Origin of the sequence: Plantactinospora sp. CA-294935 (genome assembly GCF_050936445.1) — a bacterium.
Taxonomy (GTDB): domain Bacteria; phylum Actinomycetota; class Actinomycetes; order Mycobacteriales; family Micromonosporaceae; genus Plantactinospora.
On record NZ_JBNJMU010000001.1, the window covers coordinates 4,013,496 to 4,028,347 of the forward strand.

12 protein-coding genes are annotated in these 14,852 nt (G+C 72.6%); all 12 read left to right on the plus strand.

The window, feature by feature from the left end; all coding sequences use genetic code 11:
- The first annotated feature begins 496 nt into the window (after positions 1-496).
- The 12 genes from ACQEVC_RS18005 to ACQEVC_RS18060 all read left to right on the plus strand — a co-directional run bounded on the left by ACQEVC_RS18005 (position 497) and on the right by ACQEVC_RS18060 (position 14,812).
- The gene (locus ACQEVC_RS18005; protein ID WP_432878782.1) at positions 497-1,429 is read left to right on the plus strand and encodes an ABC transporter ATP-binding protein; all 933 of its coding nucleotides are present in this window, start codon (positions 497-499) and stop codon (positions 1,427-1,429) included.
- Between the two features lie 10 nt (positions 1,430-1,439).
- Positions 1,440-2,243, plus strand: a complete 804-nt coding sequence (locus tag ACQEVC_RS18010; protein ID WP_432891493.1) for an ABC transporter permease — start codon at positions 1,440-1,442, stop codon at positions 2,241-2,243.
- Between the two features lie 59 nt (positions 2,244-2,302).
- Entirely contained in the window at positions 2,303-3,112 is an 810-nt protein-coding gene (locus ACQEVC_RS18015; RefSeq protein ID WP_432878785.1) for an ABC transporter permease, read from the plus strand.
- Positions 3,113-3,253: 141 nt separating this feature from the next.
- Positions 3,254-4,204, plus strand: a complete 951-nt coding sequence (locus ACQEVC_RS18020; RefSeq protein WP_432878788.1) for a YihY/virulence factor BrkB family protein — start codon at positions 3,254-3,256, stop codon at positions 4,202-4,204.
- 180 nt (positions 4,205-4,384) lie between these two features.
- The gene (locus ACQEVC_RS18025; RefSeq protein WP_432878790.1) at positions 4,385-5,563 is read left to right on the plus strand and encodes an ROK family transcriptional regulator; all 1,179 of its coding nucleotides are present in this window, start codon (positions 4,385-4,387) and stop codon (positions 5,561-5,563) included.
- A 73-nt stretch (positions 5,564-5,636) separates the two neighbouring features.
- Positions 5,637-7,298: a sugar ABC transporter ATP-binding protein gene (locus ACQEVC_RS18030; protein ID WP_432878793.1), complete on the plus strand. Its 1,662-nt coding sequence runs from the start codon at positions 5,637-5,639 to the stop codon at positions 7,296-7,298.
- Positions 7,295-8,425 carry an ABC transporter permease gene (locus ACQEVC_RS18035; protein ID WP_432878795.1) on the plus strand — a complete coding sequence of 377 codons (1,131 nt, stop codon included), beginning with the start codon at positions 7,295-7,297 and terminating at the stop codon, positions 8,423-8,425. Before ACQEVC_RS18030 ends, ACQEVC_RS18035 begins: the two co-directional genes overlap by 4 nt.
- Positions 8,426-8,537: 112 nt before the next feature.
- Positions 8,538-9,620, plus strand: coding sequence for a substrate-binding domain-containing protein (locus tag ACQEVC_RS18040; RefSeq protein ID WP_432878798.1), 1,083 nt, complete (start codon positions 8,538-8,540; stop codon positions 9,618-9,620).
- 54 nt (positions 9,621-9,674) lie between these two features.
- Positions 9,675-10,850, plus strand: a complete 1,176-nt coding sequence (locus tag ACQEVC_RS18045; protein WP_432891496.1) for a Gfo/Idh/MocA family protein — start codon at positions 9,675-9,677, stop codon at positions 10,848-10,850.
- 875 nt (positions 10,851-11,725) lie between these two features.
- Complete coding sequence (locus tag ACQEVC_RS18050) at positions 11,726-12,895, plus strand: inositol-3-phosphate synthase (protein ID WP_432878800.1); 1,170 nt, start codon at positions 11,726-11,728, stop codon at positions 12,893-12,895.
- Positions 12,879-13,766, plus strand: a complete 888-nt coding sequence (locus tag ACQEVC_RS18055) for an SCO3242 family prenyltransferase (protein WP_432878803.1) — start codon at positions 12,879-12,881, stop codon at positions 13,764-13,766. Before ACQEVC_RS18050 ends, ACQEVC_RS18055 begins: the two co-directional genes overlap by 17 nt.
- Positions 13,763-14,812 carry a sugar phosphate isomerase/epimerase family protein gene (locus tag ACQEVC_RS18060; protein WP_432878805.1) on the plus strand — a complete coding sequence of 350 codons (1,050 nt, stop codon included), beginning with the start codon at positions 13,763-13,765 and terminating at the stop codon, positions 14,810-14,812. The genes ACQEVC_RS18055 and ACQEVC_RS18060 overlap by 4 nt, the downstream gene beginning before the upstream one ends.
- Positions 14,813-14,852: the final 40 nt, after the last annotated feature.

The following is a 14,852-nucleotide window of genomic DNA, read 5'->3' on the forward strand; positions in this document are numbered from 1 at the left end:
TCCCCGCCCGTCCCCGGCCATCGCCGGACCGGCTGTCGAGCGGGCTGGCTGTCGAGCGGGCTGGCTGTCGAGCGGGCTGGCTGTCGAGCGGGCTGGCTGTCGAGCGGGCTGGCTGTCGAGCGGGCTGGCTGTCGAGCGGGCTGGCTGTCGAGCGGGCTGGCTGTCGAGCGGGCTGGCTGTCGAGCGGGCTGGCTGTCGAGCGGGCTGGCTGTCGAGCGGGCTGGCTGTCGAGCGGGCTGGCTGTCGAGCGGGCTGGCTGTCGAGCGGGCTGGCTGTCGAGCGGGCTGGCTGTCGAGCGGGCCGGCTGTCGAGCGGGCTGGCTGTCGAGCGGGCCGGCTGTCGAGCGGGCCGGCTGTCGAGCGGGCCGGCCGTCGAGCGGGCCGGCTGTCGTCGGTGATCCGAGCCGGGGGCCCGGGCTGGTGGCCGGGCTGACCTGGGCGGTGCCGAGGCGGAAACTCGGTAGGACGTGTCGGACCCGGCGGTTATGGTCGAGCCCGTGGCTAAGGACGGGGTTCTCATCCAGGCGCGAGGGCTGGTCAAGCGGTTCGGGGATTTCACCGCCGTCGATGGGATCGACGTCGACGTGCGGGCGGGGGAGGCGTTCGGTTTCCTCGGGCCCAACGGCGCCGGCAAGAGCTCGACCATGCGGATGGTCGGCTGTGTCTCGCCGCCGACCGGGGGCGAGTTGCAGATCATGGGGATGGATCCCCGGCGGGACGGGCCGGCGATCCGGGCCCGGCTCGGCGTCTGCCCGCAGTTGGACAACCTCGACCCCGAGCTGACCGTCCGGGAAAACCTGACCACCTATGCGCGCTACTTCGGCATCCCGCGCCGGGTGGCCCGCGAGCGCGCCGCCGAGCTGCTCGACTTCGTGCAGCTCACCGAGCGGGCGGGCAGCAAGGTGGAGCCGCTCTCCGGCGGCATGAAGCGGCGGTTGACCATCGCCCGCGCGCTGGTCAACGAGCCCGACATCGTGCTGCTCGACGAGCCGACCACCGGGCTGGATCCGCAGGCCCGGCACCTGGTCTGGGAGCGGCTGTTCCGGCTCAAACAGCAGGGGGTCACGCTGGTGCTGACCACCCATTACATGGACGAGGCCGAGCAGCTCTGCGACCGGCTGGTGGTGATGGACGGCGGCCGGATCGTCGCCGAGGGCTCGCCGCGGGCGCTGATCGAGCGCTACTCGACCCGCGAGGTGGTCGAGCTGCGCTTCGCCGGTGAGACCCAGGAGGCCTTCGCGGGCAAGCTGGACGGGCTCGCCGAGCGGATCGAGGTGCTACCGGACCGGATCCTGCTCTACGTCACCGATGGCGACAGTGCCGTGGCCGAGGTGCACGCCCGGGCGCTGACCCCGGCCAGCGTGCTGGTCCGGCGCAGTAGCCTGGAGGACGTCTTCCTGCATCTCACCGGTCGGACGCTGGTGGACTGAGATGGCGCTTCTGGAAGGCACGGCGGCCACCCACCCGCGGTCCGGACTGGTCGGGCGGTTCCCCGCACTGGCCGTGCTCGAATACAACCTCGTCGCCTACCGCCGCACCTGGCGGGCCGGCGTCTTCTCGTCGTTCCTGCTGCCGCTGCTCACCATGGTCGGCTTCGGGGTGGGCGTCGGTGCGTACGTCGACGCACCGGTGGCCGGGGTGCCATACCTGGACTTCCTCGTGCCGGGGTTGATCGCCTCGACGGCGCTCCAGGTCGCGATCGGCGAGTCGACCTGGCCGGTGCTCGGCAACTTCGAGTGGATCAAGATCTACTTCGCGCAGGCGGCGACGCCGCTGCGGGTCGCCGACATCCTCGGCGGGCAGCTCGGCTTCGTACTGTTCCGGGTGCTCACCAGCAGCCTCGCCTTCCTGCTCGTGGCGGCGGCGTTCGGCGCGCTGCACTCACCGTGGGCGCTGGCCACGCTGCCGCTGGTGGCGCTGATCGGGGCGGCGGTGGCCGCGCCGGTCTTCGCCTACAGCTCCTCGGTGCGCAGCGACAGCTATCTGGCGCTGCTGTTCCGGTTCGCGGTGATCCCGATGACCCTCTTCGCCGGAGTGTTCTTCCCGGTCGAGTCGCTGCCAATGGTGCTGCGCTGGCTGGCGTACGCGTCACCGCTCTGGCACGGCGTGGACCTGTGCCGGGCCGCCACCCTCGGCGTCGCGCCGGCCTGGTCGGTCCCCGGTCACCTGCTCTACCTCGCCGCCTGGGCCGCCGTCGGCTGGTGGCTGGCGCACTCGGCGTTCCGCCGCCGACTGGTGGTCTGAGCCGCGCCGGTGGCCGGCCCCGCGTTCCCGCCCGATCCGACCAGAAGAGAGAGGCTTCCGTGGTCAGCATCGTCCTGCCTCGGCTGATCAGTTTCGAGGGCGCACCCCGCCGCGCGGCCTCGGTGGCCGAGCGCAACGTCGCGGCGTTGAAGTCCGCGTACTGGGTGGTGCTGATCTCGGGCTTCTTCGAGCCGTTGCTCTATCTGCTCTCCATCGGCGTCGGGGTGGGGGAGCTGGTCGGCGACCTGACGTTGCCCGCCGGCACCGTGGTGTCGTACGCGGCCTTCGTCGCGCCGGCGATGCTGGCCGCCTCGGCGATGAGCGGGGCGCTGGCCGAAACGACGTTCAATTTCTTCGGCAAGATGAAGTACATGAAGCTGTACGACGGGATCCTCGCCACCCCGGTGCAGCCGTTCGAGATCGCCCTCGGCGAGCTGGGCTGGGCGATGCTGCGGGGCAGTCTCTACTCGGCGGCGTTCCTGGCCGTGATGGTGGGGCTGGACCTGACCAGCGGGATACGCGCGCTGATCGCCTTTCCGGCCGCCGTACTGGTCGGCTTCGCGTTCGGCGCGCTGGGCATGGCGCTTTCCACCTTCATGCGCAGTTGGCAGGACTTCGACCTGATGGGCTCGGCCCAGTTCGCCCTCTTCCTCTTCTCCGGGACGTTCGTGCCGGCCGAGGCGTACCCGGCGGTGCTGCGCTGGGTGGTCGAGGTGACGCCGCTCTACCGCGCGGTGCACCTGGTCCGGGGCATCACCGTGGAGGGCGGCGGATGGGGCGAACTCCTCGACGTCGTCTACCTGCTCGCGCTGACCGCGCTCGGCCTGGTCGTCGCCGGCCGTCGGATGGGCCGGCTGCTCTGCAAGTGAGGCCGGACGTGCCTGGACAGGTTCGCCGGTCCGGCCCTGGCCGTTGCACCGACGCGGCCGCCTCGGATGACTACTTTAAGTAGTTAGCCGGTAGCGCCGGTTGGACGCGTCGCCCGGCGGCGCCGTGGCGAGGAGGGCGGCATGACTGGCGAACAGATGTCCACGTCGCCGGCTCGACTGCCCCGCAGCGCCTGGGTCGGGGTGCTGCGCCGGACCCTGCGGGAGGCGCAGGCGGACAACGTCACGGACTGGGCGGCGGCGCTGACCTACTACGGGGTGTTGTCGCTCTTCCCGGCCCTGCTGGTGCTGGTGGCGGTGCTGGGGCTGCTCGGCGACGCGGCGGTGCGCGGGGTGCAGAACGTGATCCGGGACGTCGTGCCCGCGCCGTCCGCGCGGGACATCCTGCTCACCGGGATCACCCAGGTCCAGGGCAGCACCGGGACGGCGAGCCTGGTCGCGGTGCTCGGCATCCTCGGCGCGTTCTGGACGGCCTCCGGCTACATCGGCGCCTTCAGCCGGGCCGCCAACGCGATCTACGACGTGCCGGAGGGGCGACCGCTCGCCCGGACGCTGCTGCTCCGGATCGGCCTGACCGCCCTGATCGGGCTGCTGGTGTTGATCAGCCTGGTGCTCCTGGTGTTCAGTGGGCGGCTCTCCGGCCAGGTCGGCCGGCGGCTGGGGGTCGGCGAGGCCGGAGTGACGGCGTGGGACATCGGGAAGTGGCCGGTACTGGTGCTGCTGGTCAGCCTGATCTTCGCGGTGCTCTACTGGGCGGCGCCGAACGCGCGCCAGCGGTTCCGGTGGATCAGTCCTGGTGGCGTCTTCGCCGTGCTGGTCTGGGCCGTCGTCTCGGCCGGCTTCGCGCTCTACGTCAGCTTCTTCGCCTCGTACAACCGGACGTACGGCTCGCTGGCCGGGGTGATCGTCTTCCTCGTCTGGCTCTGGCTCTCCAACGTCGCCATCCTGCTCGGCGCCGAGTTGAGCGCGGAACTGGAGCGGGAGCGGACGATCCGGATGGGTGCCCCGGCGGACCGGGAGCCGTACGTCTCGCTCCGCGACGACCGCAAGCTCAGGAAACGGGATCACGACTGAGGGCCCGGGACCGCCTCCGCCCTTTCCTTGATCAACAACTAACTTTCGTCCACTAGGACAAAAGTTAGCGTCATCTTGGATGAAGCTCTAGACATCCGCTCCGGAAGGCTCTTACTGTGTCGAACACAACGCGCTGGCGTTGCGTCGACGTGAACGGATGCCTGACGGAGGTGAGTCCCTGTGCGCACCCCGGAAGCGCTGCATTTGCGGCTGCTGAGGCTGTTGCGCGACGAGGGTGCGGTGTCCCGGGCCGAGCTGGCGGACCGGTTGCAGATTCCTCGGCCGCGCCTGCTCGCCGAGCTGGAGCGGCTGGTCGGCCTCGGTTACGTGGCGGAGGCCGGACTCGCCGCCTCCCGGGGCGGGCGCCGCTCCACGCTGGTCGAACTCAGCCCCGACCTGCGGTTCGCCGCCGTCGACCTGGGCGCCAGCTCGATCGACGTCGAGGTGGTCAACGGCCGGCTCGAACCCGTCGCCGCGTACGCCGAGACCACCGACATCCGCTCCGGCCCCAAGGTGATACTGCAACGGGTGCACGAACTGCTGCACAAGGCGAAGGTCGACGGGGCGTACGAGCGGCTGCACGCCGTCGGCATCGGCGTACCGGGGCCGGTGAGCTTCCGGGACGGCGTGCCGGTCTCGCCGCCGATCATGCCCGGCTGGGACCGCTTCCCCGTCCGTGAGTTGCTGACCCGCGAGCACGGCTGCCCGGCGGTGGTGGACAACGACGTCAACATCATGGCGATCGGTGAGCGACACGGCGGGGTGGCGCACTCGGTCGACGACTTCCTGTTCGTCAAGATCGGCACCGGCATCGGCTGCGGCATCTACCTCTCCGGCGAGGTCTACCGGGGCACCGACGGCTGCGCCGGCGACATCGGGCACATCCAGGTCGACTCGCACGGGCCGATGTGCTCGTGCGGCAACGTCGGCTGCCTGGAGGCGCTGTTCAGCGGCGCCGCGCTGGCCAAGGAGGCCACCGTGGCGGCCCGCAGCGGCGCGTCACCGGCGTTGGCCGAGCGGCTCGCCGCCACCGGTACGGTCACCGCGCTCGACGTCGCCGAGGGCGCCATCGAGGGGGACGTGACCTGCATCCGGCTGATCCGCGACGGTGGCCGGCGGGTCGGTGGGGTACTGGCCGGCCTGGTCAGCTTCGCCAACCCGTCGATGATCGTCATCGGCGGCGGGCTGGCCCAGCTCGGCCACATCCTGCTGGCGGAGATCCGCAGCGTGGTCTACCGGCGCTCGCTGCCGCTGGCCACCGGCAACCTGCCGGTGGTGCTCTCCGAACTCGGTCCCCGGGCCGGCGTCACCGGCGCCGCCGTGCTCGCCACCGACGTCGCGTTCGCGGAGGCGTCATGACCGGACGGAGCGGAAGCCTCGACCGGCCCGGTCGGCCGGGTCGGGACGGCGACGAGCGCACCGAGGAGGCGTCATGACCGAACACGACGAGCGGTCCGGCCGTGACGAGCGGACCGGCGCCGACGAGACCGCCCCGGCCAGTGTGGAGAGCCCGAACGGGACCGGCCCGGTCGGCGATCCGCCGCCGTTGGTGACCCCGCCCGCCGACACGGTGCCCGGCGAGGTCGTCCTCCGGCTCACCGACGTGGTGAAGACCTTCCCCGGGGTACGCGCCCTGGACGGGGTGCAACTGGAGGTACGGGCCGGCGAGGTGCACTGCCTGCTCGGCCAGAACGGCGCCGGCAAGTCGACGCTGATCAAGGTGCTCTCCGGCGCGCACCAGCCCGACTCCGGGCAGGTGGAGTGGCTCGGCGAGCCGGTCTCGTTCGGCAACCCGCAGGCCGCGATGAAGGCCGGCATCGCCACCATCTACCAGGAACTCGACCTGGTCGAGGACCTGTCGGTGGCCGAGAACGCCTTTCTCGGGCACGAGCCCCGCCAGCTCGGCTTCGTCCGGCGCGGCTACATGGCCCGGCAGACCCGGGAGATCCTGGCCCGGCTCGGGCACCCGGAGATCCCGCCCCGCCGGATGGTCCGCTCGCTGCCGTCCGCCGGCAAGCAGATCGTCAGCATGGCCCGGGCACTCTCGCACGAGGCACGACTGATCATCATGGACGAGCCGAGCGCGGTACTGGCGCACGACGAGGTCGGCAACCTGTTCCGGATCATCCGGGAGCTGACCGCGCAGGGGATCGCGGTCATCTACATCTCGCACCGGCTGGAGGAGATCCGCGAGATCGGCGACCGGGTCACCGTACTCAAGGACGGCCGGACCACCGCGGCGAACCTGCCGGCCCGGTCCACCCCGACCCGCGACCTGGTCAGCCGGATGACCGGCCGGACCATCGAGTACGTCTTCCCGGACCGCCCGGCCGCCGCGCCGGCCGCTGAGGAACTGCTCCAGGTGCGGCAGCTCGCCCGGGAGGGGGAGTTCGCCGACGTGTCGCTGACCGTCCGGGCCGGTGAGATCGTCGGCATCGCCGGTCTGGTCGGCTCCGGCCGCTCCGAGCTGCTGGAGACCATCTTCGGGGCCCGCCGGGCCACCTCCGGCACGGTCTCGATGGCCGGTCGGCCGGTCCGGCCGGGCAGTGTCGGCGCCGCCGTCCGGGCCGGGATGGGGATGGCCCCGGAGGAGCGCAAGAGCCAGGCGCTGCTGCTCGGCGAGCCGATCTACCGCAACGTCACGCTGGCCACCTTCACCCGGTGGTCCCGGCTGGGCTTCACCGACGCGCGGCGGGAGCGGGCCGAGGCGAACGAGGTCGCCGACCGGCTGGAGCTGCGGCCCCGGGACGTCCGGCGACCGGTCCGGACGCTCTCCGGCGGCAACCAGCAGAAGGTCGTGGTCGGCCGCTGGCTGCTCGGCGACACGAAACTGCTGCTGCTGGACGAGCCGACCCGGGGCGTCGACGTCGGCGCCCGGGCCGAGCTGTACCAGGTGATCCGGGCGCTGGCCGCCCGGGGAGTGGGCGTACTGCTGGTCTCCAGCGAGGTGCCGGAGGTGCTCGGCCTGGCCGACCGCGTCCTGGTGATGCGGGAGGGCCGGGTGGTGCACGAGGCCCCGGCCGGAGAACTCGACGAAGACACCGTGCTCGACCTCGTGATGGCGGGGTCGCTGATGGAGGGGGCGCCAGCGTGACCGAACGTACCGAGACCGCCGCGCCGGCGGGGGCGGCGCCGCCCGTCGACCGGCCGTCGCCGGTGTCGCCGGCGCCGGCCGGAGCGCCGGCGCCCAAGGGTGCCGGTGCGCCCGCGAACGGAAACGGCCGGTGGAGCGGCGACGCGGCTGAGACGTTCCGGCGCAACCTGGGCCTGGTCGGGGTACTGGTGGTGCTGATCATCATCGGCATCGTCACCCGCCCCGACCTGTACGGCGACCCGTCCTGGGTGCGGGCGAACATCTTCTCCATCCTCACCCTGGCCTCGGTGGTCGGCGTGGTGACGGTGGGCATGACCTTCGTGATCATCGGCGGTGGTATCGACCTCTCGGTCGGCGCGATCGTGGCGCTGGCCGGGGTCTGGAGCACCACGGTGGCGACCCAGAGCTACGGCGCCGGGGGGATGATCTTCACCGCGATCGTGGTGGCGGTCTGCGTCGGGCTGGTCAACGGCTTCCTGATCTCGTACGGCCGGCTGGTGCCGTTCATCGCCACCCTGGCCATGCTGGTCGCCGCCCGGGGTCTCGCCGCCGAGATCTCCGACAAGCAGACCCAGGTCTCCAACAACGCGACCATCAACGGCATCGCGAGTACCGACTTCCTGGGCATCCCGGTGCTGGTCTTCATCCTCGCCGCGGTGGTGGCGGCCGGCTGGGTACTGCTCAACCGCACCACCTTCGGCCGGCGTACCGTCGCGGTCGGCGGCAACCCGGAGGCGGCCCGGCTGGCCGGCATCAACGTACGCCGGCACAGCATGCTGCTCTACGCGCTCTCCGGCCTCTGCTGCGGAATCGCCGCGATCATGCTCACCGCGCAGGCCAACTCCGCGCAGGCGGCGATGGCGAACCTCTACGAACTCGACGCGATCGCCGCGGCGATCATCGGTGGCACGCTGCTCAGCGGCGGCCGGGGCACCATCGTCGGCTCCCTGCTCGGCGTGATCATCTTTGCCACCATCACCAACCTGTTCGCGATCAACGGCCTCTCCACCGAGGCGCAGAACATGGTCAAGGGCGGCATCATCGTCGCCGCCGTGCTGGTCCAGCAGTTCCGGTTCAAGTCGGTCACCCAGCTCCTCGCCCGAAACAAGCTCAGCTCGACGAACTGACGCACCGCAGCAATCCCCCGGTGGCACCCGCCGCCGGTGGCCGACCCGGCCACCGGCCGGTGGGCCCCACCCACCCCACCCCACCCGAAGTCGAAATAACCAGGAGGTCGTCATGACCCAGCACGATCCGCTCCGGCCGGTGCGCGACCTGTCCCGCCGCCGGCTGCTGCTCGGCGGGGCGGCGGTGGGCGCCGGCGCCCTGCTCACCGCCTGCACCAGCAATGACACCGGCTCCGGTGACGGCGGAGGCGAGCAGGTCAAGGGGGCGGACAGCTCGGCCAACCCGAACAGCGCCCCCGGTCAGAAGGTCGTGATCGGCTTCTCCGCCCCGGCCGCCGACCACGGCTGGCTCGCCGCCATCACCAAGAACGCCGAGGCGCAGGCGAAGGTCTTCTCGGACGTGGAGTTCAAGACGGTGGCCGCCGGTGCGGACGCCGCCGCCCAGCGGGCCGCGCTCTCCACACTGATCTCGCAGAAGCCGAACGTGATCGTCATGCTGCCGCACGACGGCAAGGAGCTGAACGCGTCCGGGCTGGAGGCGATGAAGGCCGGCATCCCGGTGATCAACCTGGACCGGGCGTTCCCGGACGCGCTGGCGTACCGGCTCCAGATCAAGGGCGACAACTACGGCATGGGCGTGGCGGCGGGCCGCTACATCGGCGAGCAGATGAAGGCCAAGGGGATCGCCAACCCGATCATCGGCGAGATCGCCGGCATGGACGAGCTGGAGCTGACCAAAGAGCGGTCCGCCGGCTTCGCCGCCGAACTGGCCGTCTACGGCTTCAAGGTCGCCAACCGGCGCGCCGCCCGGTTCACCGCCGACACCGGCCAGAGCGAAGCCTCGCAGCTCCTCCAGGCGTTGCCCAAGATGGACGCGCTGTGGAACCACGACGACGACCAGGGCATCGGGGTACTGGCCGCGATCAAGCAGGCCAACCGCTCCGAGTTCATCATGGTCGGCGGCGCCGGCTCCAAGGCCGCCATCGACGCGATCGCGGCCGACAACAGCGTCCTGAAGGCCACCGTCACCTACAGCCCGTCGATGGCCTCGTCGGCGATCTCGCTGGCCCGGCTCATCGGCCAGGGCAAGGGCATGTCCGACCTGGTCGAGCTGCAGGTGCCGAAGGAGATCACTCTGGCCTCCGAGACGATCACGAAAGAGAACGCGAGCCAGTACGGCAAGCTCGGGTTCTGACACACCGGGGGGAGACCCACCTTGTCCACGAATGAGAAAGAACTGCGGGTCGGCATGGTCGGCTACGCGTTCATGGGCGCCGCGCACTCGCAGGCGTGGCGGACCGTGAACCGCGTCTTCGACCTGCCGGTACGTGCCCGGATGGCCCTGATCTGCGGCCGGGACGAGTCCAAGGTCGCCGACGCGGCCGGCCGGCTCGGCTGGGAGGGCCACACCACCGACTGGCGCGAACTGATCGCCCGGGACGACATCGACATCGTCGACGTCTGTACGCCCGGCGACAGCCACGCCGAGATCACCATCGCGGCCCTGGAGGCGGGCAAGCACGTACTGTGCGAAAAGCCGCTGGCCAACACGGTCGAGGAGGCTCGGGCCATGGTCGCCGCGGCGGCCAAGGCCCAGACGGTGGGCGTACGGGCCATGTGCGGGTTCAACTACCGCCGGGTTCCCGCGGTCAGCCTGATGCGGGAGCTGGTCGCCTCCGGCCGGCTCGGCGTGATCCGGCACGTCCGCGCGGTCTACCTGCAGGACTGGATCACCGACCCGCAGTTCCCGCTGGTCTGGCGGCTGCAGAAGGACAAGGCCGGGTCCGGTGCGCTCGGCGACATCGGGGCGCACATCATCGACCTGACCCAGTTCGTCACCGGTCAACGGATCACCGGGGTCAGCGCGATCACCGAAACCTTCGTCAAGGAGCGGCCGCTGCCGGCCGAGTCGAGCGGGCTGGCGGCCTCGGCCGACGGTGCCGGGGCCGCCATGGGCCAGGTCACCGTCGACGACGCCGCGATCTTCGTGGCCCGGCTCGACGGCGGCGGACTCGCCACCTACGAGGCGACCCGGTTCGCCACCGGCCGGCGCAACGGGCTGCGGGTCGAGATCAACGGCTCGCTCGGCTCGGTGGCGTTCGACCTCGAGCGCCTGAACGAGCTGGAGTTCTACGACGCCTCCGAGCCCGGCGCCGAGCAGGGCTTCCGGCGGATCCTGGTGACCGAGGGCGACCACCCGTACATGGCGGCGTGGTGGCCGCCGGGACACATCATCGGGTACGAGCACTCGTTCACGCACGAGCTGCGGGACTTCCTCGCGGCGATCGCCACCGGATCGGACCCGACTCCGTCGTTCACCGACGCGCTCCAGGTCCAGCTCGTGCTGGACGCGGTGGCGCGCTCGGCGGGGCTGGGCTCGTCCTGGACCGAGGTGGAGCCGGTGCCCGCCCCGGTCACCGCGTAACCCGTGCACACCGGCGTACCCCGGCCGCCCGCCGCCGCGGCGCGCAGCCGGCACCGCCGGAGGTAGTTGTCCACCCGTCGGGTGGCCCGGCCCGGGCTCGGGCCGGCGAATCCGACCCGAGAAGCTTTCCGGAACGGCCGGCGAGGGTCCGGTCGCGGTTGCGCCCCGCGACCGGATGGAGGTCGATCCGGAAGGAGTGCGCACGCGCACGGCGGAGCCCCGCTCCGGCCGGGTCGTGCGACAGGTGACACGGCCGTCCGGTGCGGCCGGACCGGGATTCCCCGGCCGCACCGGACGCCGGAACCGCACCGGCTGACCCCCAACCGGTGGTACCACCCGGTCCGACGTCCCGGACCGGACCCGAAACCCGCGACCAGGCCCGGGGCACCCGACCCGGACCGGATCGCCCGACGACTTCGCCCCGGCCCTCCACAGTGAACCTTTACCACCTCCCCGCGCGGTGCGGCGGACCGCAAGGTCCGACGCGGTGCGTGAGCGCCGCGGGGGTTCCGGGGGACCAAGGTTCAGCGGCCGGCGGCGCACAACTCCACAGGGAACCGCGACCGGAGCCGGCAACCCCCGCCGCCCGGTCGCCCTGGATCGGGGGAGGCAGGACCGCGACGCCGACCGGCCCTGCCTACCAAGCCCCGTCCGCCCGCACGGTCACGGACCCGAGCAGTGTCGTTGCCGCCGACTCCGGCGCTGCCGCACGGGATGTTCCACCGGGACGGTCGGGCGGGCGGGGCGCTTTTCTCAGCTAAGAGGCAAGATGTCCCGATAGGCGGACTCGGCGGGTCGATCCGGCATATGGCCCGGTTTCGTCGTACACCCCCGGTCGGCCCACGGCCGTGCCGGCACCGGAGGGAGGAGCACTGATGCGTACGGGTGTCTGGCTGGTTGGCGGGCGTGGTTCGGTCGCGGTGACCAGCACGGTCGGGGCGTTGGCCCTGCGGGCCGGGCTCGCCGAGCCGACGGGCTGCGTGACCGAGCTGCCGGCCCTGCGTACCCCCGCCCTGCCGGCCCTGGCCGACCTGGTCTTCGGTGGGCACGACGTCGCCACCACCCCGCTGGTGAAGAAGGCCGAGGCGCTGGCCGAGGCGGGCGTGCTGCCGGCCCGGCTGGTGGCGGCGCTGGCCGAGGAACTCGGCACGGTCGAGGCCGAACTGCGCCCGGCGCCGACCGGTGGCCCACAGGCGGCCGTGGTCGAGGCGATCGCCGCCGACCTGACCGGATTCCGCGAACGGCACCGGCTGGACCGGGTGGTGGTGGTCAACGTCTCCTCCACCGAGCCGGCCCCCGACCCGCACCCGGCGTACGCCGGGCTCGCCGAACTGGACGCCGCGCTCGCCGAGGGCAGCCCACTGCCGGCCAGCTCCGCGTACGCCTACGCCGCCTTCACCGCCGCGTGCTCCTATGTGGACTTCACACCGTCCACCGGCGCCCGGCTGCCCGCGCTGGCCGAACTCGCGCAGCGGGCCGGCCTGCCGTACGCCGGGCACGACGGCAAGACCGGTGAGACGCTGGTGAAGTCGGTACTCGCGCCGATGTTCGCCATGCGGCACCTGCGGGTACGGAGCTGGTCCGGCACCAACCTGCTCGGCGGCGGCGACGGCGCCAACCTGGCCGAGCCGGCGGCGAACGCGGCCAAGTCCGCCAGTAAGCAGCGGGTACTCGGCGAGACCCTGGGCTACGTCCCGCAGGGCAACACCCGGATCGAGTACGTCGACGACATCGGCGACTTCAAGACCGCCTGGGACCTCGTCACCTTCTCCGGCTTCCTCGGCACCCCGATGCGGATGGAGTTCACCTGGCACGGCTGCGACTCCTCGCTGGCCGCACCGCTGGTGCTGGACCTGGCCCGGCTGACCGCCGCCGCGCACCGGGCCGGCCGGACCGGCCCGCTGACCGAGCTGGCGTTCTTCTTCAAGGATCCGCTCGGTGAGGTGCCGCACGCCCTCGCCGAACAGTGGGCCACGCTGCGTGCCTTCGTCCGCGAGCTGGACGCCGAGCCGACCTCGGGAGGCGCGGATGCCGTCACTGCGTGACCTGGCCGAGCTGGTCCGGGCGCCGGCCGCGCTCTCCGTACCCGGGGACGTGGTGGCCGGGGCGGCCGCCGCCGACGCGCTGGACCGTCGGGTACCGGGGCTGGCCGGGGCGTCGGTGCTGCTCTACTGGGCCGGGATGGCCGCCAACGACTGGGCGGACCGCGAACTCGACGCTCGGGAGCGGCCGGAGCGGCCGATCCCGAGTGGACGGGTGTCGCCGGGACTCGCCCTCGGCGTCTCGGCCGGGCTCACCGCCGCCGGGATCGGGCTCGCCGGGCTGGCCGGCGGCCGTCGGGCACTGGCCGTGGCGGTGCCGCTGGCCGGCGCGGTCTGGGCGTACGACCTGCGGGCCAAGAACACTCCGGCCGGGCCGGCGGTGATGGCCGCCTGCCGGGGGCTGGACGTGCTGCTCGGCGCCAGCGGGGGCCGGGTGGTCCGGGCGGTGCCGGCCGCGCTGACGGTGGCCGCGCACACGTACACGGTCACCGAACTCTCCCGGCGGGAGGTCTCCGGGGCGACCCGGGCGCTGCCGGCGGCGACCCTGGCCGGTACCGCCGCGGTGGCCGCCGCGGCGGTCGCCCGGCGCCGGGCCGGCGACACCGCCGAGCCGGCCCGCCGCCCCGGCTGGCAGACCCTGGTCCCGGCCGCCCTCGCCGGCTGGTACGGCCTCCAGTACGGCACCGCGCAGGCCCGGGTGGCGGCCGACCCGCAGGCGTCCCGGGTCCGGGCCGCGGTCGGCGCCGGCATCACCGGCCTGCCCGCGCTACAGGGCGCGCTGGTCGCCCGGGCCGGCGCGGCGCTGCTCGGCGTCGCGGTGGCCGCCGCCGCCCCGATCGGGCGACGGCTCGCCCGACTGGTGTCGCCGACATGAGCGCCGCCGGAGATGCCGCCGCACCGGGCTACCGGGCGACGGCTCGCCCGACTGGTGTCGCCGACGTGAGCGCCGCCGGAGATGCCGCCGCACCGGGCTACCGGGCGACGGCTCGCCCGATTGGTGTCGCCGACGTGAGCGGCGCCGCTGCCGGCTCCGCCCTGCCGGGGCTGCGGTTCGGGTACGGGACCAACGGCTTCGCCAACCACCGGCTGGACGACGCGCTGCGGGTGATCGCCGACCTCGGCTACCAGGGCGTGGCGCTGACGCTCGACCACGACCACCTGGACCCGTTCGGCCCGGACCTCGTCGCCCGGGTGGCGATCGTCGGCCGGAGCCTCGCCGCGCACGGCCTCGGGGTGGTGATCGAGACCGGGGCACGCTACCTGCTGGACCCCTGGCACAAGCACGCGCCGACGCTGCTGCACGACGACAACGCGCTGCGGGTCGAGTTCCTCCGCCGGGCCGTCGCGATCGGGGCCGACCTGGGCGCCGAGGCAATCTCCTTCTGGTCCGGGGTACGACCTGCCGACGTCGACCCGGCAACCGCCTGGGACCGGCTGGTCGCCGGCTGTGCCGAACTGGTCGAGGTCGCCGACGCCGCCGGGATGCCACTCGGGTTCGAGCCGGAGCCGGGCATGCTGGTGGCCGAGATCGCCGACTGGTGGCGGCTGCGGGACGCCCTGGGTGCCCCGCCGGGCTTCGGCATCACCCTCGACATCGGACACTGCCGGTGCCTGGAGCCGCTGCCGGTGCCCGACTGCGTCGCACCGGTGGCGCCGCACCTGGTCAACGTGCAGATCGACGACATGCGCCGGGGCGTGCACGAGCACCTGGAGTTCGGCACCGGCGAAATCGACTTTCCGCCCGTACTGCGTGCCCTGGCCGAGGCCGGTTACGCCGGGCTGGTCGCCGTCGAGCTGCCCCGGCACTCGCACGCGGCCCCCTCGGTGGCGGCGCACTCGATCGACTTCCTCCGTACCGCCGCCGCCGAGGCCGGGCTCAGCGTGGCGCGGACCAGCGCCGTGCCGGAGCGGGGGCGGTGACCGGCACAGCGGATTGACGACGTACCACCACCGGGGGGAC

What these genes read in the sequence shown, in the direction of transcription:
- ACQEVC_RS18020 (WP_432878788.1), top strand. Translation starts at nt 3,254, where the DNA reads ATGACTGGCGAACAGATGTCCACGTCGCCGGCTCGACTGCCCCGCAGC.
- ACQEVC_RS18030 (WP_432878793.1), top strand. Translation starts at nt 5,637, where the DNA reads ATGACCGAACACGACGAGCGGTCCGGCCGTGACGAGCGGACCGGCGCC.
- ACQEVC_RS18040 (WP_432878798.1), top strand. Translation starts at nt 8,538, where the DNA reads ATGACCCAGCACGATCCGCTCCGGCCGGTGCGCGACCTGTCCCGCCGC.
- ACQEVC_RS18045 (WP_432891496.1), top strand. Translation starts at nt 9,675, where the DNA reads ATGGTCGGCTACGCGTTCATGGGCGCCGCGCACTCGCAGGCGTGGCGG.
- ACQEVC_RS18050 (WP_432878800.1), top strand. Translation starts at nt 11,726, where the DNA reads ATGCGTACGGGTGTCTGGCTGGTTGGCGGGCGTGGTTCGGTCGCGGTG.
- ACQEVC_RS18055 (WP_432878803.1), top strand. Translation starts at nt 12,879, where the DNA reads ATGCCGTCACTGCGTGACCTGGCCGAGCTGGTCCGGGCGCCGGCCGCG.
- ACQEVC_RS18060 (WP_432878805.1), top strand. Translation starts at nt 13,763, where the DNA reads ATGAGCGCCGCCGGAGATGCCGCCGCACCGGGCTACCGGGCGACGGCT.